The sequence below is a fragment of the Streptomyces sp. NBC_00289 genome (assembly GCF_041435115.1).
In the GTDB taxonomy this organism is placed as follows: domain Bacteria; phylum Actinomycetota; class Actinomycetes; order Streptomycetales; family Streptomycetaceae; genus Streptomyces.
Map to the genome: position 1 here is coordinate 2274969 of NZ_CP108046.1, position 20974 is coordinate 2295942.

Annotated in this window: 21 protein-coding genes; 8 read left to right on the forward strand and 13 right to left on the reverse strand. The window is 72.5% G+C overall.

What is annotated here, in order from left to right:
- The first annotated feature begins 83 nt into the window (after positions 1 to 83).
- Entirely contained in the window at positions 84 to 263 is a 180-nt protein-coding gene (locus OG985_RS10820) for a hypothetical protein (RefSeq protein WP_371668063.1), read from the forward strand.
- Positions 264 to 407: 144 nt separating this feature from the next.
- Positions 408 to 1130, forward strand: a complete 723-nt coding sequence (locus OG985_RS10825) for a MerR family transcriptional regulator (RefSeq protein ID WP_371668064.1) — start codon at positions 408 to 410, stop codon at positions 1128 to 1130.
- A gap of 129 nt (positions 1131 to 1259) precedes the next feature.
- On the opposite strand, the gene OG985_RS10830 is transcribed toward OG985_RS10825, so the two are convergent.
- The 5 genes from OG985_RS10830 to OG985_RS10850 all read right to left on the reverse strand — a co-directional run bounded on the left by OG985_RS10830 (position 1260) and on the right by OG985_RS10850 (position 7533).
- Entirely contained in the window at positions 1260 to 3446 is a 2187-nt protein-coding gene (locus OG985_RS10830) for a 3-hydroxyacyl-CoA dehydrogenase NAD-binding domain-containing protein (protein ID WP_371668065.1), read from the reverse strand.
- Positions 3447 to 3492: 46 nt separating this feature from the next.
- On the reverse strand, positions 3493 to 4707 hold the full coding sequence (locus OG985_RS10835) for an acetyl-CoA C-acetyltransferase (protein ID WP_371668066.1): 1215 nt from the start codon (positions 4705 to 4707) through the stop codon (positions 3493 to 3495).
- A 21-nt stretch (positions 4708 to 4728) separates the two neighbouring features.
- Positions 4729 to 5871 (reverse strand): acyl-CoA dehydrogenase family protein, encoded by a 1143-nt coding sequence (locus OG985_RS10840; protein WP_371668067.1) that lies wholly within the window; start codon positions 5869 to 5871, stop codon positions 4729 to 4731.
- Positions 5868 to 7004 (reverse strand): CaiB/BaiF CoA transferase family protein, encoded by a 1137-nt coding sequence (locus tag OG985_RS10845; protein WP_371668068.1) that lies wholly within the window; start codon positions 7002 to 7004, stop codon positions 5868 to 5870. Before OG985_RS10845 ends, OG985_RS10840 begins: the two co-directional genes overlap by 4 nt.
- Positions 7005 to 7152: 148 nt before the next feature.
- Entirely contained in the window at positions 7153 to 7533 is a 381-nt protein-coding gene (locus tag OG985_RS10850; protein ID WP_371668069.1) for an MmcQ/YjbR family DNA-binding protein, read from the reverse strand.
- A 91-nt stretch (positions 7534 to 7624) separates the two neighbouring features.
- On the opposite strand from OG985_RS10850, the gene OG985_RS10855 reads away from it, so the two are divergent.
- On the forward strand, positions 7625 to 8803 hold the full coding sequence (locus OG985_RS10855) for a trans-acting enoyl reductase family protein (RefSeq protein ID WP_371668070.1): 1179 nt from the start codon (positions 7625 to 7627) through the stop codon (positions 8801 to 8803).
- Positions 8804 to 9060: 257 nt separating this feature from the next.
- Here OG985_RS10855 and mmpA read toward each other — a convergent pair whose 3' ends face one another.
- The 4 genes from mmpA to OG985_RS10875 form a co-directional block, all read right to left on the reverse strand.
- Positions 9061 to 9207, reverse strand: a complete 147-nt coding sequence (mmpA, locus tag OG985_RS10860) for a morphogenic membrane protein MmpA (RefSeq protein WP_371668071.1) — start codon at positions 9205 to 9207, stop codon at positions 9061 to 9063.
- Positions 9208 to 9383: 176 nt separating this feature from the next.
- Positions 9384 to 10076: an endonuclease V gene (locus OG985_RS10865; protein WP_371668072.1), complete on the reverse strand. Its 693-nt coding sequence runs from the start codon at positions 10074 to 10076 to the stop codon at positions 9384 to 9386.
- A gap of 165 nt (positions 10077 to 10241) precedes the next feature.
- Positions 10242 to 10571, reverse strand: a complete 330-nt coding sequence (locus tag OG985_RS10870) for a plasmid stabilization protein (RefSeq protein WP_371668073.1) — start codon at positions 10569 to 10571, stop codon at positions 10242 to 10244.
- 71 nt (positions 10572 to 10642) lie between these two features.
- Positions 10643 to 11683, reverse strand: a complete 1041-nt coding sequence (locus OG985_RS10875; protein WP_371674330.1) for a WD40/YVTN/BNR-like repeat-containing protein — start codon at positions 11681 to 11683, stop codon at positions 10643 to 10645.
- 336 nt (positions 11684 to 12019) lie between these two features.
- On the opposite strand from OG985_RS10875, the gene OG985_RS10880 reads away from it, so the two are divergent.
- The gene (locus OG985_RS10880) at positions 12020 to 12436 is read left to right on the forward strand and encodes an SsgA family sporulation/cell division regulator (protein ID WP_371668074.1); all 417 of its coding nucleotides are present in this window, start codon (positions 12020 to 12022) and stop codon (positions 12434 to 12436) included.
- Between the two features lie 58 nt (positions 12437 to 12494).
- On the opposite strand, the gene OG985_RS10885 is transcribed toward OG985_RS10880, so the two are convergent.
- Positions 12495 to 13148: a GPP34 family phosphoprotein gene (locus OG985_RS10885; RefSeq protein ID WP_371668075.1), complete on the reverse strand. Its 654-nt coding sequence runs from the start codon at positions 13146 to 13148 to the stop codon at positions 12495 to 12497.
- A 309-nt stretch (positions 13149 to 13457) separates the two neighbouring features.
- Between OG985_RS10885 and OG985_RS10890 the strand changes: the two genes are divergently transcribed.
- The 3 genes from OG985_RS10890 to OG985_RS10900 all read left to right on the forward strand — a co-directional run bounded on the left by OG985_RS10890 (position 13458) and on the right by OG985_RS10900 (position 17171).
- Complete coding sequence (locus tag OG985_RS10890; RefSeq protein ID WP_371668076.1) at positions 13458 to 15071, forward strand: ABC-F family ATP-binding cassette domain-containing protein; 1614 nt, start codon at positions 13458 to 13460, stop codon at positions 15069 to 15071.
- Positions 15072 to 15212: 141 nt separating this feature from the next.
- Entirely contained in the window at positions 15213 to 15989 is a 777-nt protein-coding gene (ddaH, locus tag OG985_RS10895) for a dimethylargininase (RefSeq protein WP_371668077.1), read from the forward strand.
- Between the two features lie 207 nt (positions 15990 to 16196).
- Entirely contained in the window at positions 16197 to 17171 is a 975-nt protein-coding gene (locus OG985_RS10900; protein ID WP_371668078.1) for an acyl-ACP desaturase, read from the forward strand.
- 59 nt (positions 17172 to 17230) lie between these two features.
- Here OG985_RS10900 and OG985_RS10905 read toward each other — a convergent pair whose 3' ends face one another.
- Positions 17231 to 17476, reverse strand: a complete 246-nt coding sequence (locus OG985_RS10905; protein ID WP_371668079.1) for a WhiB family transcriptional regulator — start codon at positions 17474 to 17476, stop codon at positions 17231 to 17233.
- Between the two features lie 571 nt (positions 17477 to 18047).
- Between OG985_RS10905 and OG985_RS10910 the strand changes: the two genes are divergently transcribed.
- Positions 18048 to 18839 carry a VOC family protein gene (locus tag OG985_RS10910; protein ID WP_371668081.1) on the forward strand — a complete coding sequence of 264 codons (792 nt, stop codon included), beginning with the start codon at positions 18048 to 18050 and terminating at the stop codon, positions 18837 to 18839.
- A 26-nt stretch (positions 18840 to 18865) separates the two neighbouring features.
- Here OG985_RS10910 and OG985_RS10915 read toward each other — a convergent pair whose 3' ends face one another.
- Both OG985_RS10915 and OG985_RS10920 read right to left on the reverse strand, forming a co-directional pair.
- A complete protein-coding gene (locus OG985_RS10915) occupies positions 18866 to 19912 on the reverse strand; it encodes a LacI family DNA-binding transcriptional regulator (protein WP_371668082.1) in 1047 nt (348 codons plus the stop codon).
- A 96-nt stretch (positions 19913 to 20008) separates the two neighbouring features.
- Positions 20009 to 20971, reverse strand: a complete 963-nt coding sequence (locus OG985_RS10920) for a multicopper oxidase domain-containing protein (protein WP_371668083.1) — start codon at positions 20969 to 20971, stop codon at positions 20009 to 20011.
- Between the last annotated feature and the right edge of the window lie 3 nt (positions 20972 to 20974).

Consider the following 20974-nt stretch of genomic DNA (forward strand, 5'->3'; position numbering starts at 1 on the left):
GGAACCTCGAACTCCCGTCTGGTGTACGGCCGCTTTGGGTAACAACGGCGAGCAGGAACCAGGGAGGGAGTGGGGAGAGGACCATGTCCGGTACGCAGAAGAGCAACGAGGGTCTGGGGCTGTGGCGAGCGCTGACGCTCATCGGGGCGGTGTGCGTCGCCATCGGCCTGATCGGCCAGGTGCCCGTGCTGAGCCTGTTGGGGGCGCCGCTGGCCATCGCCGGCGCGATCGGTCTCACGGTCGCCCGGCGCAGACAGACCTGATCCCCGGCGTCGCCGTGCGGTGTGCGCACCGCACGGCGACGGCGCCGCGGCACCCCGTCCGTGACCGCTGTGCGCGCGGCACCGCCTGCGCGGATGGTGCGGCCGAGGTTTCACAGCACTGGTGGGACAGCGATACTGCTGCACATGACGACCGACACCGGGGAGCCGACCCTCACGATCGACGAGCTGGCCGCACGCGCGGGCGTCACGGTCCGCACCGTCCGCTTCTACGCCACCCGGGGTCTGCTGCCGCCGCCGGCGATCGGTCCGCGCCGGGTGGGTCACTACGGCCGCGAGCACCTGGCGCGGCTGGAACTGATCGAGGAGCTGCAGAACCAGGGCATGACGCTGGCGGCCATCGAGCGCTATCTGCACCAGCTGCCGGCCGGCCTGAGCGCCCGCGACCTGGCGGTCCAGCGCGCCGTGGTGGCGTCCTGGGCCCCGGAGGCGGTGGAGACGGTGGGGCGGGCGGAACTGGAGCGGCGCGCGGGCCGGGCGCTCGGCGACGACGAGATGGAGCGGCTGGGTGCGATGGGCGTGGTCCGGCCCGAGGAGGACTCCTACCGCGTCGACCTCGGCCTGCTCCGACTCGGTGTGCGGCTCCTCGACGTACCGCTGTCGCAGGAGGTGATCCTCGCGGCGCGCACGGTGCTCATCGAGCACTCCCGGGCGGCGGCCCACGAACTGTCGCTGCTCTTTCGCGGCGAGGTCTCGGAGCGGGACGCACAGGACGTGAAGTCCCTGTCGGCCCACATGCACCCGCTGGTGGTGCAGGCGCTTCTGACGACCTTCCAGCGGTCCCTCAAGGAGGAGCTGCGCGAGTGGCTCGACGGGGCGCCGGCCCGCGGGGCGTCCTCGGTCGGCTGACCCGGCCGCGCGTGCCGGTGCCGGCCGGGAGACTTCCCAGGAAACGGGGACGGGGACGGCGCCGACCGGTGCGCGGGTCGACGCCTCCCCCGTCCTCGTCCCGTCCCCGGGAACCGGCGGGCGTGTCGCTCAGCGCGCGTCGCTGAACGGCTCCCCCTTCGCCGCCTTCTCCACCAGCAGCGCCGGCGGCGTGAAGCGCTCGCCGTAACGCTCGGCGAGTTCCCGCGCGCGTGCCACGAATCCGGGCAGGCCGCCCTCGTAGCCGTTGATGTACTGCAGGACGCCGCCCGTCCAGCCCGGGAACCCGATGCCGAAGATCGACCCGATGTTGGCGTCGGCGACGGACGTCAGGACGCCCTCCTCCAGCAGCTTGACGGTGTCGAGCGCCTCGGAGAAGAGCATGCGCTCCTGCATGTCCTCGAAGGGAATCTCGGCGCCGGCACGCGTGAAGTGCTCCCGCAGGCCCGGCCACAGGCCGGTGCGCCGGCCGTCGGCGTAGTCGTAGAAGCCGGCTCCGCCGCTGCGGCCGGTGCGGCCGAACTCGTCGACCATGCGGTCGATGACGGCCTCCGCCGGATGCCCTGGCCAGGTGCCGCCGGCCTCCTCGACGGCCCGCCTGGACTCGGCCCGGATCTTGCGCGGCAGCGTGAGCGTCAGTTCGTCCATGAGGGACAGGACCTTGGCCGGGTAGCCCGCCTGCGCGGCCGCCTGCTCGACCGACGCGGGCTCGATGCCCTCGCCGACCATGGCCACGCCCTCGTTGATGAAGTGCCCGATGACCCGGGAGGTGAAGAAGCCGCGGGAGTCGTTGACGACGATCGGGGTCTTCTTGATCTGCCGGACCAGGTCGAAGGCGCGCGCGAGGGCCTCCTCGCCGGTGCGCTCGCCCTTGATGATCTCGACGAGCGGCATCTTGTCGACGGGCGAGAAGAAGTGCAGCCCGATGAAGTCGCCCTGGCGCCGGACGCCCTCGGCGAGCGCGGTGATGGGCAGGGTGGAGGTGTTGGAGCACAGCAGGGCGTCGGGGTCGACGACGTCCTGGATCTCCTCGAACACCTTGTGCTTGAGGGCGACGTCCTCGAAGACGGCCTCGATGACCGCGTCGCAGCCGGCCAGGTCCTGGGGGTCGGCGGTGGGGGTGATGCGGGCGAGCAGCGCGTCCGCCTGCTCCTGGGTCGTACGGCCCCGGGAGACGGCCTTGGCGCACAGCTTCTCGGAGTAGCCCTTGCCCTTGACGGCGGCTTCCAGCGACACGTCCTTCAGGACGACGTCGATGCCCGCGCGGGCACACGAGTAGGCGATGCCCGCGCCCATCATCCCGGCGCCGAGCACGGCGGCCCTGCGGACCGGGCGCGGTTCGACACCCGCCGGACGGTTGACGCCGGAGTTGACGGCCTGGAGGTCGAAGAAGAAGGCCTGGATCATGTTCTTCGACGTCTGGCCGGCCGCGAGCTCGACGAAGTAGCGGGCCTCGATGACCTGCGCGGTCTCGAAGTCGACCTGGGAGCCCTCGACCGCGGCCGCGAGGATGTTGCGGGGGGCCGGGTAGGGCGCGCCGTTCGTCTGCTTGCGCAGGTTGGCGGGGAAGGCGGGCAGGTTCGCCGCGAACTTGGGGTGGGCGGGCGTGCCTCCCGGAATCCGGTACCCGGGCTTGTCCCAGGGCTGCTGGGAGACGGGGTTGGCGTCGATGTAGGCGCGGGCCTTGGCGATCAACTCGTCCGGGGTGGCGGCCACTTCGTGGACCAGGCCGTTCTCCTGGGCGCGCCGCGGGCTGTACTGGGTGCCCTGGAGCAGCACCTTCAGCAGCGCGTCGGCGATGCCCAGCAGGCGTACGGTGCGGACGACGCCGCCGCCGCCGGGGAGCAGGCCGAGGGTGACCTCGGGGCAGCCGATCTTCGAGCCGGGAGCGTCGAGCGCGACCCGGTGGTGGCAGGCCAGGGCGAGTTCGTAACCGCCGCCGAGCGCGGCGCCGTTGATGGCGGCGACGACCGGCTTGCCGAGGGTCTCGATGCGGCGCAGGTCGCGCTTGATGGCGAGGCCGCCGTCGAACAGTTCCCGCGCGGTCTCGGGGGTGACCCGGATCAGGTCGCGCAGGTCGCCGCCGGCGAAGAAGGTCTTCTTGGCCGAGGTGAGGATGATGCCGCGGACGGCGTCGGGGTTGGCCTGGACTTCCCGCTCCAGGCGGTCCGCGATCGCGGCGAGGGAGTCGCGGAACGCCTGGTTCATGGTGTTCGCGGACTGGTCGGGGTCGTCGAGGACGAGGGTGACGACACCGGTGTCGTCCTGTTCCCAGCGGATGGTGGTGCTCTCGGTCATGACAGGGTCTCCGTTGAAGTCGCTCGGGTCCGGATTCCGCCGGGTGTCAGATGCGTTCGACGATCGTCGCCACGCCCATGCCGCCGCCCACGCACAGCGTGGCGAGGCCGTACCGCTTGTCCTGGCGCTCCAGTTCGTCGACGAGCGTGCCGAGGATCATGGCGCCGGTGGCGCCGAGCGGGTGGCCCAGGGCGATCGCGCCGCCGTTGACGTTGACCTTGTCCAGGGACAGTCCCATGTCCCGTACGAAGCGCAGGACGACCGCCGCGAACGCCTCGTTGATCTCCACCAGGTCGATGTCGTCGATGGTGAGTCCGGCCTTGGCGAGCGCCTTGCGGGTGGCGGGCGCGGGGCCGGTGAGCATGATGGTGGGTTCGGAACCGGACACGGCCGCGGAGACGATCCGCGCGCGCGGGGTGAGGCCGTGGCGCTCGCCGACCTCCCGGGAGCCGATCGCGACCAGCGAGGCGCCGTCGACGATGCCGGAGGAGTTGCCGGCGTGGTGGACGTGGTCGATCTTCTCGACCCAGTGGTACTTCTGCAGGGCCACGGCGTCGAAGCCGCCCAGTTCGCCGATGTCGGCGAAGGAGGGCTTGAGCTTGGCGAGGGAGTCGGCGGTGGTCCCGGGGCGCGGGAACTCGTCGTGGTCGAGGACGACGAGGCCGGCGCGGTCCACGACCGGGACGACGGACCGCTCGAAGCGGCCTTCCTTCCAGGCGGTGGCGGCCCGCTCCTGCGAGAGGGCGGCGTACTCGTCGACGTCCCGGCGGGTGAAGCCCTCGATGGTGGCGATGAGGTCGGCGCCGATGCCCTGCGGCACGAAGTTGGTGGCGAGGTTGGTCATCGGGTCGTTGAACCAGGCGCCGCCGTCGGAGGCCATCGGCACCCGCGACATGGACTCGACGCCGCCCGCGAGGACGAGGTCCTCCCAGCCCGAACGGACCTTGGCCGCGGCCATGTTGACGGCCTCCAGGCCGGAGGCACAGAAGCGGTTCTCCTGCACGCCGGCCACCGTGTCGGGCAGTCCGGCGGCGACGGCCGCGATCCGGGCGATGTCGGAGCCCTGGTCGCCGACCGGTCCGACGACACCGAGCACGATGTCGTCGATCGCGGCCGGGTCCAGGCCCGGAAAGCGGCCCCGGATCTCGTGGATGAGTCCGACGACCAGGTCGATGGGCTTGGTGCCGTGCAGGGATCCGTTCGCCTTGCCGCGTCCGCGGGGGGTGCGGATCGCGTCGTACACGTACGCTTCGGTGCTCACTGAAACGCCTTTCGGGGAGGGTTAGCCGAGCAGGGAACGGCCGATGATCTCCTTCATGATCTCGGTGGTCCCGCCGTAGATGGTCTGGATGCGGCCGTCGGTGTAGGCCCGGGCTATGGGGTGTTCGCTCATGTAGCCGTAGCCGCCGTGCAGTTGCAGGCAGCGGTCGGCCACCCGCTTCTGCAGTTCGGTCGCCCACCACTTGGCCATGGAGGCGTGCACCGCGTCGAGTTCGCCGTCCGCGTGGTCCTCGATGCAGCGGTCGAGGAAGGCGCGGGTGACGGCGCACTCAGTGGCCATCTCGGCTGTTTCGAAGCGTATGTGCTGCAGTCGGGCGAGCGGCCGGCCGAAGGCCTCGCGCTCCTTGACGTACCGCGTGGTGATCTCCAGGAGGTGCTCCGCGGCGGCGATCGCGGAGACGGCGATGCTCAGGCGTTCCTGGGCGAGGTTGGTCATCAGGTGCCCGAAGGCGCCGTTGAGTTCGCCGAGCAGGTTCCCCTTGGGCACGCGGACGTCGTGGAAGAACAGCTCGGCGGTGTCCTGCGCCTTCTGGCCGATCTTGTCGAGGTTGCGGCCCCGCTCGAAGCCCTCCGTGCCGCGCTCGACGACGAGCAGGGAGAGGCCGTGCGCACCGCCCTGCGGGGTCGTCCTCGCGACGACGACGACGAGGTCGGCGAGGATCCCGTTGGAGATGAACGTCTTCGAGCCGTTGAGCAGCCAGTGGTCGCCGCGGTCCTCCGCGTGGGTCCGGATGCCCTGGAGGTCGGAGCCGGCGCCCGGCTCGGTCATGGCGATGGCCGTGATCAGCGAGCCGTCGCAGAAGCCGGGCAGCCAGCGGCGCTTCTGCTCCTCGGTGCCGAGGCCGGTGAGGTAGGGGCCGATGATGTCGTTGTGCAGTCCGAGGGCGAGGCCGGGAGCGCCCGCCCGGGTGAACTCCTCGGCGAGCACGGCGCTGTGGCGGAAGTCGGGGGTGCCGCCGCCCCCGTACTCCTCGGGGACGGCGAGCCCGAGCAGGCCCTGCTTGCCGGCCGCCGACCAGGCGTCCCGGGAGACGATGCCGTCCTTCTCCCACTGCTCGTAGTGGGGCAGCACCTCCCTGTCCAGGAAGCTGCGCACGGTCGCGCGGAACGCGTCGTGCTCGGGAGCGAAGATCCGCCGCTTCATCCAAGGTCCTTCATGAGGTCGGGTACGTCCCAGTCGCGGGCCACGTCGGCGGTGCCCGCGCCGGGCCGCGCGGGGCCGGTGCGGACGGTGGTGGGGGTCTCGGAGAAACGGGGCGCGGGGGCGGGCTGGCTGAGGCCGCCGTGGTCGGTGAAGGTGCCGCGGGCCGCGAGGTGCGGGTGGTGCGGGGCCTCGCGCAGCGACAGTACGGGCGCCACGCACGCGTCGGAGTCCTCGAAGACGGCGGTCCACTCGTCCCTGGTCCGGGTCCTGAAGCGGGCCGTGACCGCCTCGCGCAGCTCTCCCCAGCGGGTCCAGTCCGTGCGGGCCCCGGCCTGGTCCTCGATGCCGAGCAGGCGCAGGAACTCCTCGTAGAACAGCGGCTCCAGGGCGCCCACCGCCATGTGCCGTCCGTCGGCGGTCTCGTAGGTGCCGTAGTAGGGGCAGCCGCCGTCCAGGAGGTTCGCCGCGCGCCGGTCCTGCCAGCCGCCCGCGGCGAGCATGCCGTGGATCATGGCCGACAGGTGGGAGGTGCCGTCGACGATGGCCGCGTCGACGACCTGGCCGGCGCCGGTGGCGCGCGCGTGGTGGAGGGCGGCGAGGACGCCGACGACGAGGTACAGCGAGCCGCCGGCGAAGTCGCCGAGGAGGTTGGCCGGTACGGCGGGCGGCCGGTCCGGCTGGCCGATCATGCCGAGGGTGCCGGTGAGCGCGATGTACGCGACGTCGTGGCCGGCGCGCTGGGCGAGGGGACCGTCCTGACCCCAGCCGGTCATCCGGCCGTAGACCAGAGAGGGGTTGCGGGCGTGGCAGTCCTCGGGGCCGACACCGAGCCGCTCGGCGACGCCGGGGCGGTTGCCCTCGATGAGGATGTCCGCGCGTTGGGCGAGGTCGAGGACGCGGGCGGGGCCGTCCGGTGACTTCAGGTCGAGGATCACCGAGCGCTTGTTGCGGTTGGTGATGTCGTACTCGGGGGCGATGGCCAGCCCCGCGCCGCCGGGCCGGTCGACGCGGACGACGTCGGCGCCCAGGTCGGCCAGGAGCATGGCGGCGAACGGGCCCGGCCCGATGCCGGCCAGCTCGACCACGCGCACGCCGGTGAGCGGACCGTGTCCTGGCGTCCTTGCCGCTGCCATGCAGCCCCCATGGGTCGTGACACAACTGCTGTTACACCGATGATGCTAGGAACGTGTTCCCCGGCACAAGGCCTGGGCGAGCAAGCGCTTGGCCAACGGCCCGGCCGTGCCAGGCGGCAACCTCGGCTCAGGGGGTCTTCCCTCCGCCTCAGCGCCCGTCGAGCTCCGCTATGAGGCGCTTGGGAGCGATCTCCCGGTAGCTGTCCTCCACCCAGTCGCACAGCAGCTCGGCGGCCGGGGCGCCCTTCCGGGCCAGCGGGACACTCACCCAGCCGGCCCTGCCCAGGCCGTACCCGGCGGGTTCGGCGCCGGGAGAGGTGAGGGCGTGGGCGTGGACCGCCTCGTCCCTGAGCTTCACCGTGAGGCCGGGCGGGTGGCCGCCGTCGACGACACCGAGGAAGACGAAGACCTTGCCGTTGACCTTCGCGACGGTCTCGCCCCAGGGGAACTCCTCGGTGGCGCCCGGCAGACCGAGGGCGAACGCGCGCACTTTCCGCCACTTCGTCAGGACGTTTCCGGGCACGGCCACCGCACACCTCCCACCTCGTCGTCGGGCTTCGCACCCCTCACGCTAGCCTCGGCCACCGACAACGGCGCGTGCTGCTGGACCGAGGGGTGTCATGAGCAGGCTGAACAGGACCGACCGTCCCTACGACATCGTGCTCTTCGGAGCCACCGGCTTCGTCGGGACGCTCACCGCGGAGTACCTCGCCGCCCATGCGCCGGACGGACTGCGCTGGGCGATCGCGGGCCGCAGCGAGGAGAAGCTGGAGCGGCTGCGCGAGCGGCTGCCCGGGGGCGCGGAGCCCGGCGTCCTGCGCGCGGACGTGTCCGATCCGGCCTCGCTGCGCGCGCTCGCCGAGCACGCGCGCGTGGTGGCCACGACGGTGGGCCCCTACGTGACCTACGGCGAGGAGCTCGTCGCCGCCTGCGCGGACACCGGCGCGGACTATCTGGACCTCACCGGGGAGCCGGAGTTCGTGGACCTGACGTACGTCCGCCACGACGCACGCGCGCGGGAGACCGGCTCCCGGCTGGTGCACGCCTGCGGGTTCGACTCGGTACCGCACGACCTGGGCGCCTACTTCACGGTCCGGCAGCTTCCGGAGGGCGTGCCGCTGACCGTCGACGGGTTCGTGACCGCGGACGCCGCCTTCTCCGGCGGCACGTTCGCCTCGGCGCTCGGCCAGTTCTCGCGTGGACGGCAGGTGCTGGCCGCCGCGCGGGAGCGGCGCCGGCACGAGCCGCGGCTGATGGGACGGCGGGCCTCCGCCCCGACGGGCGCGCCGCGGTTCGCCGGGGAGGTCGGCGCCTGGGCGCTGCCCCTGCCGACCATCGACGCGCAGATCGTACGGCGGTCCGCGAAAGCCCTGGAGCGGTACGGTCCCGACTTCCGCTACCGCCACTACGCGGCGGTCAGGCATCTCCCGATGGCGGTGGGCGGAGCCGTGGGCGTGGGCACGCTCGTCGCGGCCGCGCAGCTTCCGTTCGCACGGCGCTGGTTGTCCGACCGGGTCAGGCCCGGGGACGGGCCGAGCGCCGAGAAGCGCGCGAAGAGCTGGTTCCGGGTCCGCTTCGTCGGCCGGGGCGGCGGCCGGGAGGTGTTCACGGAGGTCTCGGGCGGCGATCCCGGCTACGACGAGACGGCGAAGATGTTCGCCGAGTCCGCGCTGTCCCTGGCCCTGGACGAGCTGCCGCCGACGGCGGGTCAGGTCACCACGGCGCAGGCGATGGGCGACGCGCTGACCGAGCGGCTGCGCCGGGCGGGCCTCACCTTCCGGGTGGCCGCGAGCCGCTGACGGGGTCCCGGGGCGTGTCCGGTCCTGCGCGGCGGATCAGCGGGCGCGTCGGGAACGGCGCGTCGCCGCGTCGCCGGATCAGCGGGCGGAGTCCGGAACGGTACGTCCCCGCGTCGCCGGACCAGCGGGCGGAGTCCGGAACGGTACGTCGCCACGTCGCCGGATCAGCGGGCGGAGTCCGGAACGGTACGTCCCCGCGTCGCCGGATCACCCGGGGACGTACGCCCGGTACGCGGACCGTCCTTCGCCCTGCGGGCCTACAGCGGCCACTGCGCCACGGTGTAGATCATCCCGCAGATCCAGGCGAGCCCCGCCAGCACGGCCAGGATCAGTGCCGCCGTGACGGCGCGCTCGACGGGACGCTCGGGGTCGGCGAGGGGCTTGGGCGATCGGTGCGTCGTCATGCGCCCCAGCCTGCCGACGGCGGTGACGCGCCCGCATCCGTACAGGTACTCAGTTCCCGTACTCAGCCCGGCGGGCCCCGGGCACCCACATCAGGACGTGCCGCCCGGCCCGTCCTGCGGTCGCTCCCCCGACACGACGGCGATCCGCCCCCGCGCGGCCGCATGGTTTCGCCGAGTCACCGAGTCGCCTCCCGCAGGGCCCGTCGGCACAGGGAGTCCGCTGTGCGGGTTGTTTCCGGGAGACGGTAGTGGGGGGTGAGGGCGAGGGTGTGGGCGCAGGCGGCGGAGAGGCTCACGCGGTGGCCGACGGACACGAACACCGGCTTGACCGCCTCGCGGGTGCGCAGCGCGCGGCCGACCTCCTCGTCGCCCGCCAACAGGGGCGAGGACGCGCCGCGTTGGGGAGCCGGATCGCCGTAGGTGAACGTGAAGGGGTTCTTGGCGACGCCGATCGTGGGCAGGCCGGTGAGGACGCCGAGGTGGCTCGCGAGGCCGAAGCGGCGGGGGTGGGCCAGGCCGTAGCCGTCGCAGACCACCAGGCCGGGCGGGCAGGGCAGGGCGTCGAGGGCGGCCAGGACCGTGGGGATCTCGCGGAAGGCGAGCAGCCCGGGGACGTACGGGAAGGAGACCCGGCCGACGGCGGTGGCCTCGGCGACGACGTCGAGGGTCTCGGCGTCCAGCACGACGGCCGCTGCCGCGACCACGTCGAGCTCGTCGTCGTAGGCCACGTCGACACCCGTCACCCGGCCCGTCCCGGGCGGCGGGCCCGGCTCGTCGAGGACCACTCGCCGCCGCAGCTCGTCCTGGACGGCGCGGGCCTCTTCCTCGGTCGCGGGCCAGCCCGCCGGAGTACGTACGGTCGTCGTCATGGTGGTGCCGAGCGTACGGGCCCCCGGCCGCCCGCGCTCGCCCCGGGGCGAGCGCGAACATCCGCGACGGCGAGGTCGGTTCCCGCCGTCGCGGAGGATGGCACCCGATCGCGAGGACCGCCGCGGGCGGCCCTTCGGACCCCCGGCCCGACCGGGGCCCGGGTGTCAGCTCTTGCCCAGAGCGCGCTGCAGATCGCTCTTGTTCATGTCCGAACGCCCCTGGATGTTGCGGCGCTTGGCCTCCTCGTACAACTGGTCCCGGGTGGGGCCCTGGGAGCCCTTGCCGGACCGCTCGCCGCCCCGCTGCCCGGACGACTTCTTGTCCTGGGTCGAGACGCGGCTCGCGGTCTTCGACTCGCCGGACCGGGCGCGTTCCTTGTTCACCGTGCGCGCCGCGATCTCCTCGGCGCGTTCGGTGCTCTCGCCCCGGTCCTGCGCGCTGTCCTTGATGTGCTCGTACTGGCGTTCCCGCTTGGGGCTCGAACCACGTGGCATGTCCGTTCACTCCTCTCCGGTCTGGTGGCCGGGTACCCCGTCGCGCGCGGATGCCCCCTGTCGTCGCGCGGTCAGTTCTCCAGCCGGGCCACCCGCCCCTTCTCGCCCGCCGCCCAGCAGCCGAGGCCCGTGGCACAGTCCACGGTGTCGTACGAGCCCGGATCCACCGTGCGCCAGGTGCGGCCGCCGTCCGTGGTCAGGTCGGTGCCGGTGGGGCCGACCGCGAGCGCGGCCGTGCGGCTGTGCGGGAGCCAGGCGACGCCGGAGCGGTAGGCGGGCGGGGGCGTGGCGGCGCCGCGCCAGGTGCGGCCGCCGTCGCCGGTCACGGCCGCCGACCGCTGTGACGGCTGGTCCGCGCGGTAGTCGCCGCCGACCGCGAGGCCGTGCGTACGGTCGCGGAAGGCGAGGGCGAAGACGCCGCGGGCCGGGTCGCCGGCCGGAATCGGCGTGTCGGCGGCCGTCCAGGTCAGCCCGCGGTCGGCCGAGTGCAGCACACGCGCGCGTGCGGCCCCGCCGGTGGCCAGCCACACGTCCTTCGGCCCGGAACTGACCAGGCACTGGCCACTGGCCGCGAACCCGGCCTCCCCGTCCTGCGCGGCCGGCATGCCCGCGCTCGGCAGCACCTTCCAGGAGCGGCCGCCGTCACTGGTGGACAGGATGCGGAACTTCCCGTCCACCGGGTCGCTCATCGCCAGGCCGTGGCGGCGGTCGAAGAAGGTGAGGCAGTCGTAGAAGGCCTTCGCGTCGGTGTTGCGGAAGGACTCGGTCCAGGTCGCCCCGCCGTCCTCGGTGCGGTACACGCGGGACGCCTCGCCCTCTCCGATGGCCAGGACCACGGCCCGCCGCGCGTCGAACGCCTCGATGTCCCGGAACTGGAGGTCGGCGGCGCCCGGCGGCGACACGTTCCGCCAGCTCGACCCGCCGTCCGTGGTACGCAGGACGGTGCCCGCGGTGCCGGCCACCCAGGCCGTGTCCCGGCCGACCGCCGACAGGCCCCGGAACCGCACGTCCGGGCTGCCGCTGTCCTTGAGTTCCCAGTGCGGCACCGGATGCCGCGGCGCGTGTGCCTGCGCGGGTACGGCCGTCAGGGCGGCCAGCGCCGCCGCGCACATCGCCCCGGCCGCCGTACGCCTCAAAAGTGTCGTTCGTTTCGCCGGTGCCGGGCGGGGCGTCGATACCGTGGGCGTCACCGGCACCTTCCGTCCCGTCACTGTCGCCCGCATCGCCGGTGCCGTTCGTCGCGTGTTTCCCAAGCGCCTCATGGCGGGCGAAGCTAGCCCACCGCCCCGACACCGTCCAGACGCCCTCGCCGCGTCACCGCCGTGATGGAAGGTGGTGACCGAGGTCACTCGGCATTCGTGTGCACGAAGTGGCCGATTCTCGCGTCTCTTCCAGTGCCCGGCCTCGTCCACCGGCAGTCCGTCCCGCCGTCACAAGGGAGCAAGGCGTTGTCCATCGTCATCGAGCAGCCCGTTGAGGCCCGCCTCGTCGCAGCCGCGCCGCGGATGCCGAACATTCCCGCGATGCTGCACTACGACCGGCGCGATCCCTACGCGGTCCGCATGACCTTCCCCGCCCCCGCCACGCTGGAGGGTGTGGAGGTCTGCTGGACCTTCAGCCGCGAGCTGCTCGCGGCCGGTGTCCACGAGCCCGAGGGCCACGGCGACGTCCGGGTACGGCCCTACGGATACGACCGGACGGTCATGGAGTTCCACGCCCCCGAGGGCATCGCCGTCGTGCACGTGATGACGGGTGAGCTGCGCCGGTTCCTGGAGGCCACGAGCGTGCTCGTGCCGGTCGGGCTGGAGTACCTCCAGCTCGACCTGGACCACGACCTGGCCGAACTCATGCGGGACGCCTGCTGAGCAGCCTGTCCCCGGTCCGACGGCTCCTCGGACGGAGCTCCGGCCCGCCGTGCGGGTCTCACTCGGCCACCGACGCCGCCGCCATCGCCGTACGGACCTCCCTGACGACCGTCCGCAGCACGGGCACGGCGGCCCCGCAGCGCCCGGCCAGCGCCTCGACACGCTCCTCGGGGACATCACGGTCCCTGCCGGGCAGCAGGGTGCGCGGCTCCGCCGCGGCCGCCAGCGCGACAACGGCCGCGTCCCGCTCGGAGACCTCGGAGACCGGCACCGGTCCCAGCAGGACATCCCGCGCCCGGGCCCGCAGTGCCTCCACCACGACCCCGCGCTCCAGGACGTACTCCACCGTCGGGAAGACCCCGAGCACCCGCCGCTTCTCCGCACGCAGGTAGCCGCCGGCGGTCAGCTGCTCACGGACGGCGTCCAGGGTGAACCGCGCCCGCAGCGTCACCCAGGTCCGCCACCGGTGCGGGCGGGACTCCCGGACCAGCTCCAGCAGCCCGTCGAGAACCGGGTCCCCGGTCTCGGAGTCGAGGTCGACGGGCGTGGCGATGCCGTCCTCGTCGGTGAGCAGGCCGCGCTGGGCCAGCTCGGTGAGGGCGCCGGCCCGGACCAGCTGGGGCATGCGGGTGGCGCCGGAGACCTCCGTCCCCATGGTGTCCCAGGCCAGCAGGCACAGCCGGGCCGGTAGCGAGAGCGAGCCGTCGGACACTGGGTCTCCTTCACGGGGTGCGGTCGGGGCCGAATTTAATTCGTTGACAGCCGCCGAGGCCGTTCCTACGGTGTATGACGGTTCTGTTGCCGTTGATCGGAGAAGGACGTTGCTCGTCTGAGGTTCTGAGACACCGTGCCACACCCCTGAGGTGTGTGTTCCGCGTGCGACCTCGGCATTCGAGCCGTCCCCGACGAGCAGGGCCTCCTTCCTTCCCAGGGTTCTCCCTCCGCTCGGTGACCGTCGTCGCCTCCCGGTGTCTCGATACGCGTTTGCCCCTGACCGCACCGAGCAACCGCGGAGACCCGTATGTCAGCTTCCATCACCTGCACCTCCCTCGCCTTCGACTGGCCGGACGGCACCGGCGTCCTCGAGGACCTCGACGTCGCCTTCGGCCCCGGCAGGACCGGACTCGTCGGCGTCAACGGATCCGGCAAGTCGACCCTGCTGAAACTGATCGCCGGGGAACTCGCCCCGGCCGACGGCACCGTCCGCGTCACCGGCGAGGTCGGTTACCTCCCGCAGAACGTCACGTTCGACACCGCACTGCGGGTCGACGAGACGCTCGGCATCGCCGCGCGGCGGGCCGCCCTGCACGCCATCGAGGCGGGCGACGCGGCCGAGGAGCACTTCGAGACGCTCGGCGACGACTGGGACGTCGAGGAGCGCGCCCTCGCCACACTCGGCGAACTCGGGCTTCCCCACATCGAGTTGGACCGCACCATCGGCGAGGTGTCGGGCGGCGAGTCGGTGCTGCTGCGCCTGGCGGCCCTCCTGCTGCGCCGGCCGGACGTGCTGCTGCTCGACGAGCCGACCAACAACCTCGACCTGTACGCGCGCAGGCGTCTGTACGCGGCCGTCGCGTCCTGGCCGGGGGTGATGGTCGTGGTCAGCCACGACCGCGAACTCCTGGACCTCGTCGACCAGATCGCCGATCTGCGGGCCGGCTCGATCACCTGGTACGGCGGCAACTTCTCGGCCTACGAGGAGGCGCTCGCCACGGAACAGGAGGCCGCCGAGCGCACGGTGCGCGCCGCCGAGGCCGACTTCCGCAAACAGAAGCGTGAACTGGTCGACGCCCACGTGAAGTTGGCCCGCCGCAAGCGGTACGGGCAGAAGATGTTCGAGCAGAAGCGGGAGCCGAAGATCGTCATGGGCGCCCGCAGGCGCGCGGCACAGGAGTCCGCGGGCAAGCACCGCATCCTGCACGAGGAAAGGCTCAGCGGGGCCAGGGAGCGGCTCGACGAGGCGGTGGAGGCCGTGCGGGACGACGACGAGATCCGCGTCGAACTGCCGTACACGGCCGTGCCGCCCGGCCGTACCGTCCTCACCCTCCAGGACCTCCGGCTCGCCCACGGCGCCCGCGTCGACGGCGGCCTCGACCTGCGCGGGCCGGAGCGCGTCGCGCTGATCGGACGCAACGGCGCGGGCAAGACGACGCTGCTGCGCACGATCGCCGGGGAACTGCCGCCGGTGGCGGGCGAGGCGAAGGCGCACGTCCCGCTGCGCTTCCTGCCCCAGCGGCTGGACGTCCTCGACGGCGAGCTCACGGTCGCCGAGAACGTGGCCCGGTTCGCGCCGGGCGCCACCGACAACCGGATCCGGGCCCGGCTGGCCCGCTTCCTGTTCCGCGGTGCCCGGGCCGACCAGAAGGCGGCGACCCTCTCCGGCGGCGAACGCTTCCGGGCGGCCCTGGCCGCGCTGATGCTGGCCGAGCCCGCGCCGCAGCTGCTGATGCTGGACGAGCCGACCAACAACCTCGACATGGCGAGCGTGCGACAGCTGACCACGGCCCTGGAGTCGTACGAGGGGGCGCTGATCGTGGCGAGCCACGACCTGCCGTTCCTGGAGTCGATCGGGATCACGCGCCGGCTGCTGCTGGACGGGAGGCTGCGGGAGGTCGGGCCGGAGGACGTCGGGTGAGCCCGCCACCGGCGGCGGGGCGTCTCGACCGGGCCACAGCCTGAGCACCGGGGTTTCGTCCGCGCCCACCGGCCCTGCATGATGGCTGACCGGCGTCGCGACACGGGGCGCCGTCACCATCCCGCCGATACGGAGACCCTCGTGCCCAGCAAGAAGGCCCTCATCCGCCGCCCCGGCCCCCGACTCGCCGAGGGTCTGGTCACCCACCTCGAGCGCGAGCCGGTCGACGTCGAGCTCGCGCTCGAGCAGTGGGAGGCCTACACGGAGGCCCTGCGCACGCACGGCTGGGAGACCATCGAGGTGGACCCGGCCGACGACTGCCCCGACTCGGTGTTCGTCGAGGACAGCGTGGTGATGTACCGCAACGTCGCCCTGATCACCCGGCCCGGCGCCGAGTCGCGGCGCGAGGAGACGGCGGGGGTCGAGGAGGCCGTGGCCCGGCTCGGCTGCTCGGTGAACTGGATCTGGGAGCCGGGCACGCTCGACGGTGGCGACGTGCTGAAGATCGGCGACACGATCTACGTCGGCCGCGGCGGGCGCACCAACGCGGCCGGCGTCCAGCAGCTGCGTGCCGTCTTCGAACCGTTGGGGGCGCGGGTCGTCGCCGTGCCGGTGAGCAAGGTGCTGCACCTGAAGTCGGCGGTCACGGCGCTGCCCGACGGGACCGTCCTGGGCCGCATTCCCCAGCTGGACGCTCCGTCACTGTTCCCGCGCTTCCTGCCGGTGCCGGAGGAGTCCGGGGCGCACGTGGTTCTGCTGGGCGGCGGCAAACTGCTCATGGCCGCGAGCGCGCCGAAGACGGCGGACCTGCTCGCGGACCTCGGCCACGAGCCGGTGCCGGTCGACATCAGCGAGTTCGAGAAACTCGAGGGCTGTGTGACATGTCTCTCGGTTCGGCTGCGGGAGCTGTACGTTTGACGCTAGGGACCCGGGCACCCTTTCAGCCCAGGGACCTGCGAAGCTGACACTGCTCGGCGCGCCCTGGCCACCCTGCCTGATCAGCGATCTTTACAGCGGGCTTAACCTACGGTCTCGTAACCTACGGTTTCGTAGCCTACGATGCCGTAGGTTCCGGCTCAGCGGCCGGTTTGCCCCGATTGAGTTACGCGTCCCCCTGGAGTTTCCGTGACGATCACTTCCCCTCACCTCGGCAACCCTTCCGTCTGGACCGACGCCAGACTGCTGTACGCCCTGGAGGAAGTGGTCGAGAAGGAACTCAACCGGCACCTCGGGGTGGCCAAGGACTGGATGCCGCACGAGTACGTGCCGTGGAGCGACGCCCGCAACTTCCCCGGCATCTTCGAGGACGGCGAGGCCTGGGACAAGGAGCAGTCCAAGGTCACCGAGCTCGGCCGGATCGCCCTGGTCGTGAACCTGCTCACCGAGGACAACCTCCCCAGCTACCACCACGAGATCGCCTCGCTCTTCGGCCGCGACGGCGCCTGGGGCACCTGGGTGCACCGCTGGACCGCGGAGGAGGGCCGGCACGGCATCGTGATGCGCGACTACCTGCTCGCCTCGCGCGCGGTCGACCCGGACAAGCTGGAGCAGTTCCGCATGGCCCACATGAGCGAGGGCTTCGAGTCGGACAACCGCCACTCGATGCTGCACTCGGTGGCCTACGTCGCGTTCCAGGAGCTGGCGACCCGCGTCTCGCACCGCAACACCGGTCACCAGTCGGGCGACCCGGTCTGCGACCGCATGCTGGCGCGCATCGCCACCGACGAGAACCTGCACATGGTCTTCTACCGGAACCTGCTCAAGGCGGCCTTCGAGCTCGCCCCCGACCTGACCATGCAGGCCGTGCGCGACGTGATCGTCCAGTTCCGCATGCCCGGCCACGGCATGCCCGGCTTCGAGCGGGCCGCCGCGCAGATGGCCATCGGCGAGGTCTACAACATGCGCATCCACCACGACGACGTGCTCCAGCCCGTGCTGCGCTTCCTGAAGGTCATGGAGATCGACGGCCTCGGCCCGGAGGGCCTCAAGGCGCAGGAGGAGCTCGGCCTGTACATGGGTGGCCTGGACGCCGAGGCCTCGAAGTTCGACGAGAAGCTGGCGGCGCGCAAGGCGCGGATGGCGGCACGCGCGGCCGGCTGACGCGATCGTCCGGTGCCCGCGGTCCCGTGGTCCGGGACCGGCGGGCGACCGGCTGGGCGTCAGCGCGTCGTACGCCTGAGCTGCAGCCGTTCCTTCTCGGAGAGGCCGCCCCAGACGCCGAAGCGCTCGTCGTTGCGCAGCGCGTACTCGAGACAGGCGGGGCGCATCTCGCACATACCGCAGATGCGCTTCGCCTCACGCACGGAGCTGCCCGGTTCGGGAAAGAAGAAGTCCGCCCCGGTCTGCGCGCACAGGGCCTGGCCCTGCCAGGTGCTGTCGGCCGGGGTGATGGTGTCGATGTGCATGGCCGAGATCGTGCCGGGCGGCGAAAAACGTTCGATCAACGCCGGATCAACGACCGGTCGCCGGTCGCCGGTCGCCGGTCGCCGGTCGCCGGTCGCCGGTCGCCGGTCGCCGGTCGCCGGTCGCCGGTCGCCGGTCGCCGGTCGCCGGTCGCCGGTCGCCGGTCGCCGGTCGCCGGTCGCCGGTCGCCGGTCGCCGGTCGCCGGTCGCCGGTCGCCGGTCGCCGGTCGCCGGTCGCCGGTCGCCGGTCGCCGGTCGCCGGTCGCCGGTCGCCGGTCGCCGGTCGCCGGTCGCCGGTCGCCGGTCGCCGGTCGCCGGTCGCCGGTCGCCGGTCGCCGGTCGCCGGTCGCCGGTCGCCGGTCGCCGGTCGCCGGTCGCCGAGATGATGTCGCCGCCGGGCCCTCGGGCGCACGGCGGCGCGCCGGGACACGGAGCGGCGGGCTCCGCCCTCGGCGGTCATCCGGTGCCCTCCCGGTAGTCTCCCGGCCACCTGTCGCGCTCCGGCAGCGATTGTCAGTGGGCGGTGCCAGACTCGGCTGTGCAGACAACGGGACCCATCCGAGGAGGGCGAGAATGCTCACCACCCGTTTCGTCAACGGCGCACCGAACTGGATCGACGTCGGCACCTCCGACATCGAAGGTGCCACCTCTTTCTACGGCGGTCTCTTCGGCTGGCAGTTCGAGTCGGCGGGACCGGAGGCCGGCGGCTACGGCTTCTTCCAGCTGGACGGCAGGACCGTCGCGGGCGGCATGCAGACCTCCGCCGAGCAGGGGCCGCCCTCCTGGAACCTCTACTTCCAGAGCCCGGACGCGGAGGCCACGGCCAAGGCCGCCGAACAGGCGCACGGCAGCGTGCTCCTGCCGCCCATGGACGTGATGGACCGGGGCAGGATGGCGATCCTCGCCGACCAGGCGGGCGTGCCGTTCGGGATCTGGCAGCCCGGCCTGACCAAGGGCGTCGACCTGGCGGGCGACCCGGGCTCCCTGTGCTGGGTCGAGCTGTACGCGCGGGACATCGCGGCGGCCGCCGCCTTCTACCACGCGACGCTCGGCCTGGAGACCTCCGCCGTCTCCTTCCCCGGCGGCACATACACCTGCGTCAATCCGGCCGGCGCCGGGGAGGACGCCATGTTCGGCGGCTTCGTCGACCTGGCCGACGACCCGGTCGAGGCGGCGGTCGGCGCGTCCTGGCTGCCGTACTTCGAGGTCACCGACGCCGCGGCCGCCGTCGACCGGGCGCTGGCGCTCGGCGGCAGTGTGCGGATGCCCGCCACCGCCATCGAGGGCGTCGGGAGCATCGCCAAGCTCGCCGACCCCTACGGAGCCCGCTTCGCGGTGATCAAGAGCGCGCCGCCACAGCCGTAACACCGAGCGGAGCCGGGGCGGCGGGACTACGCGGAGGCGCGGAGGACCAGGGTCGTCGGCCTGACCATGCTGGAGGGCACGTCGGCCGCGCCCGCGCGCGTCTCCCCGGCGGTTGGGCGCCGCAGGCCGCGCAGCAGCAGACGGGCCATCAGCCGGCCCATCTCCTCGATGTCCTGACGGACCGTCGTGAGGGGTGGGTCGGTCTGTTCGGCGACGGGCAGCATGTCGTCGAAGCCGATCACGGCCACGTCCTCGGGCACCCGCCGGCCCCGCTCGCGCAGCACGCGCAGGGCGCCCGCCGCGGTCAGGTCGTTGGCGGCGAACACCGCGTCCAGGTCGGGGCAGCGGTCGAGGAGTTCGCGCATCGCCCGCTCGCCGCCGGCCGGTGTGAAGTCGCCCTGGGCGATGAGCCGCGGGTCGGCGTCGGCCCGGACGTCCCGGAACCCGTCGAGCCGGTCCACCGCGGAGGTCTGGTCGAGCGCCCCGGTGATGTGCGCGATGCGGTTGCGGCCGAGGCCGACGAGATGCCGTACGGCCTCACGGGCACCACCCCGGTTGTCGCTGTCGACGTACAGCACGCCGCTTCGGCCGTCGCTCCAGCCGGGCCGTCCGCCGAACACGGTCGGGATGCCGGCGCGCTGGATCAGTCCGGGCAGCGGATCGTCGAGGTGCAGCGAGAAGACGAGGGCCCCGTCGACATGGCCGCCGGCGAGATAGCGGCCGACGCGGGCGTGGTCGTCCCGCCCTTCCGTCAGCAGCAGCACGAGCTGGTTGTCGTGTGCCGTCAGCTCCTTGCTGATCCCGCGCAACTGGAGGGCGAAGAAGGGGTCGGTGAAGACCCGGGTCTCCGGTTCGGCGACCACCACGGCGATCGCGTCGTGCCGTTTCGTCACCAGGCTGCGGGCCGCCTGGTTGGGGACGTACCCCAGTTCCTCCACCGCCTGCCGGACCCGTTCGACGAGGGGTTCGCGCACCCCGTCCCCGCCGTTGACCACACGGGAGACGGTGGCCCGTGAGACACCCGCCCGGGCGGCCACGGCCTCCAGCGTCGGGCGCTGCGCTGTCTCGGTCACTTCGCGGCTCCTCGTCGGCGGTTGCGGATCAGGATAGCCGCGGCCGACCAGGCGGTGAGAGCGCTCTCGATGCGTCGTGCGTCCGGTGGTGTTCCGTCAGTGCCCGTGCCGGAGTCCGTGCTCGTGCGGCTCGTGGCCCGGAATCGTCCCGTCCGGCTTCTTCACCAGGAACAGGCCCACCATCCCCATGTCGGAGTGGCTCTGCACATGGCAGTGGTACATCCACGCGCCCGCCCCCACACCCTCCCCCGCGAGCACCTGGAAGCCGAAGGAGTCCGCCGGGCCCACGATCTTGTTGTCGACGACCTGACTCGGGTCGTCGGGGCCGGTGAGCATGCCCGTGCGGTTGTCCGCCCAGCGGTGACCGTGCAGATGGAAGGTGTGGTAGTACTCGCCGTGCGTGATCATGACGAATTCGACGCGATCGCCGACCGTGGCCTCGAAGTCGGGGCCCGTGTGCGCCGGTCTGTTGTTGATCGTCATGTCGTTGAAGACGATCGTGTACGTCCGGTCCGGCAGCACGTCTCCCTTGCGGCGCACGATCACCGGCCCGTACAGGCCCTTGCGGATGCCGCCGGTGCCGTGTTCGGTGCCGACGACGTGATCGTGGTAGTGCCAGTAACCCGCGCTGCCCGCCCGCCAGGTGCCGTCCGTGCGGCGGCCGGGGGCATGCGTGCGCCAGGTGTAGGTGCGGGTGCCGCCCGGCTCGACGTCACTCCTGTTCAGCTTCGTGCCGTCACTGGTGATCTCGTAGTCCAGGCCGTGCACGTGCAGGCTCGCGGCGACGTCGAGGGTGTTCTCGAACTCGATGTGCAGGGTGTCGCCCTCGTCGAGTTCGATCAGCGGACCGGGGATCGTCGCCTTCCCCTTCTCGAAGCCGTAGCCCAACTGCCCGTCCGGGAGCTTCTCGGCATACACCTTCAGGTGTCTGACCACGCCGCCGGCCGGCGCGGTCCTCACCGGTCCGTCCGCGCTCACGGCCTCGGGCCCCAGAGACAACGATGTCGCGACGGCCGCGCCGCCCAGCAGGACACGCCGGTTGAAACCACGTCTGTCCATGCG

What these genes read in the sequence shown, in the direction of transcription:
- OG985_RS10820 (WP_371668063.1), top strand. Translation starts at nt 84, where the DNA reads ATGTCCGGTACGCAGAAGAGCAACGAGGGTCTGGGGCTGTGGCGAGCG.
- OG985_RS10825 (WP_371668064.1), top strand. Translation starts at nt 408, where the DNA reads ATGACGACCGACACCGGGGAGCCGACCCTCACGATCGACGAGCTGGCC.
- OG985_RS10830 (WP_371668065.1), bottom strand. Translation starts at nt 3,446, where the DNA reads ATGACCGAGAGCACCACCATCCGCTGGGAACAGGACGACACCGGTGTC.
- OG985_RS10840 (WP_371668067.1), bottom strand. Translation starts at nt 5,871, where the DNA reads ATGAAGCGGCGGATCTTCGCTCCCGAGCACGACGCGTTCCGCGCGACC.
- OG985_RS10845 (WP_371668068.1), bottom strand. Translation starts at nt 7,004, where the DNA reads ATGGCAGCGGCAAGGACGCCAGGACACGGTCCGCTCACCGGCGTGCGC.
- OG985_RS10855 (WP_371668070.1), top strand. Translation starts at nt 7,625, where the DNA reads ATGAGCAGGCTGAACAGGACCGACCGTCCCTACGACATCGTGCTCTTC.
- mmpA (WP_371668071.1), bottom strand. Translation starts at nt 9,207, where the DNA reads ATGACGACGCACCGATCGCCCAAGCCCCTCGCCGACCCCGAGCGTCCC.
- OG985_RS10865 (WP_371668072.1), bottom strand. Translation starts at nt 10,076, where the DNA reads ATGACGACGACCGTACGTACTCCGGCGGGCTGGCCCGCGACCGAGGAA.
- OG985_RS10870 (WP_371668073.1), bottom strand. Translation starts at nt 10,571, where the DNA reads ATGCCACGTGGTTCGAGCCCCAAGCGGGAACGCCAGTACGAGCACATC.
- OG985_RS10875 (WP_371674330.1), bottom strand. Translation starts at nt 11,683, where the DNA reads ATGTGCGCGGCGGCGCTGGCCGCCCTGACGGCCGTACCCGCGCAGGCA.
- OG985_RS10890 (WP_371668076.1), top strand. Translation starts at nt 13,458, where the DNA reads ATGTCAGCTTCCATCACCTGCACCTCCCTCGCCTTCGACTGGCCGGAC.
- OG985_RS10905 (WP_371668079.1), bottom strand. Translation starts at nt 17,476, where the DNA reads ATGCACATCGACACCATCACCCCGGCCGACAGCACCTGGCAGGGCCAG.
- OG985_RS10910 (WP_371668081.1), top strand. Translation starts at nt 18,048, where the DNA reads ATGCTCACCACCCGTTTCGTCAACGGCGCACCGAACTGGATCGACGTC.
- OG985_RS10920 (WP_371668083.1), bottom strand. Translation starts at nt 20,971, where the DNA reads ATGGACAGACGTGGTTTCAACCGGCGTGTCCTGCTGGGCGGCGCGGCC.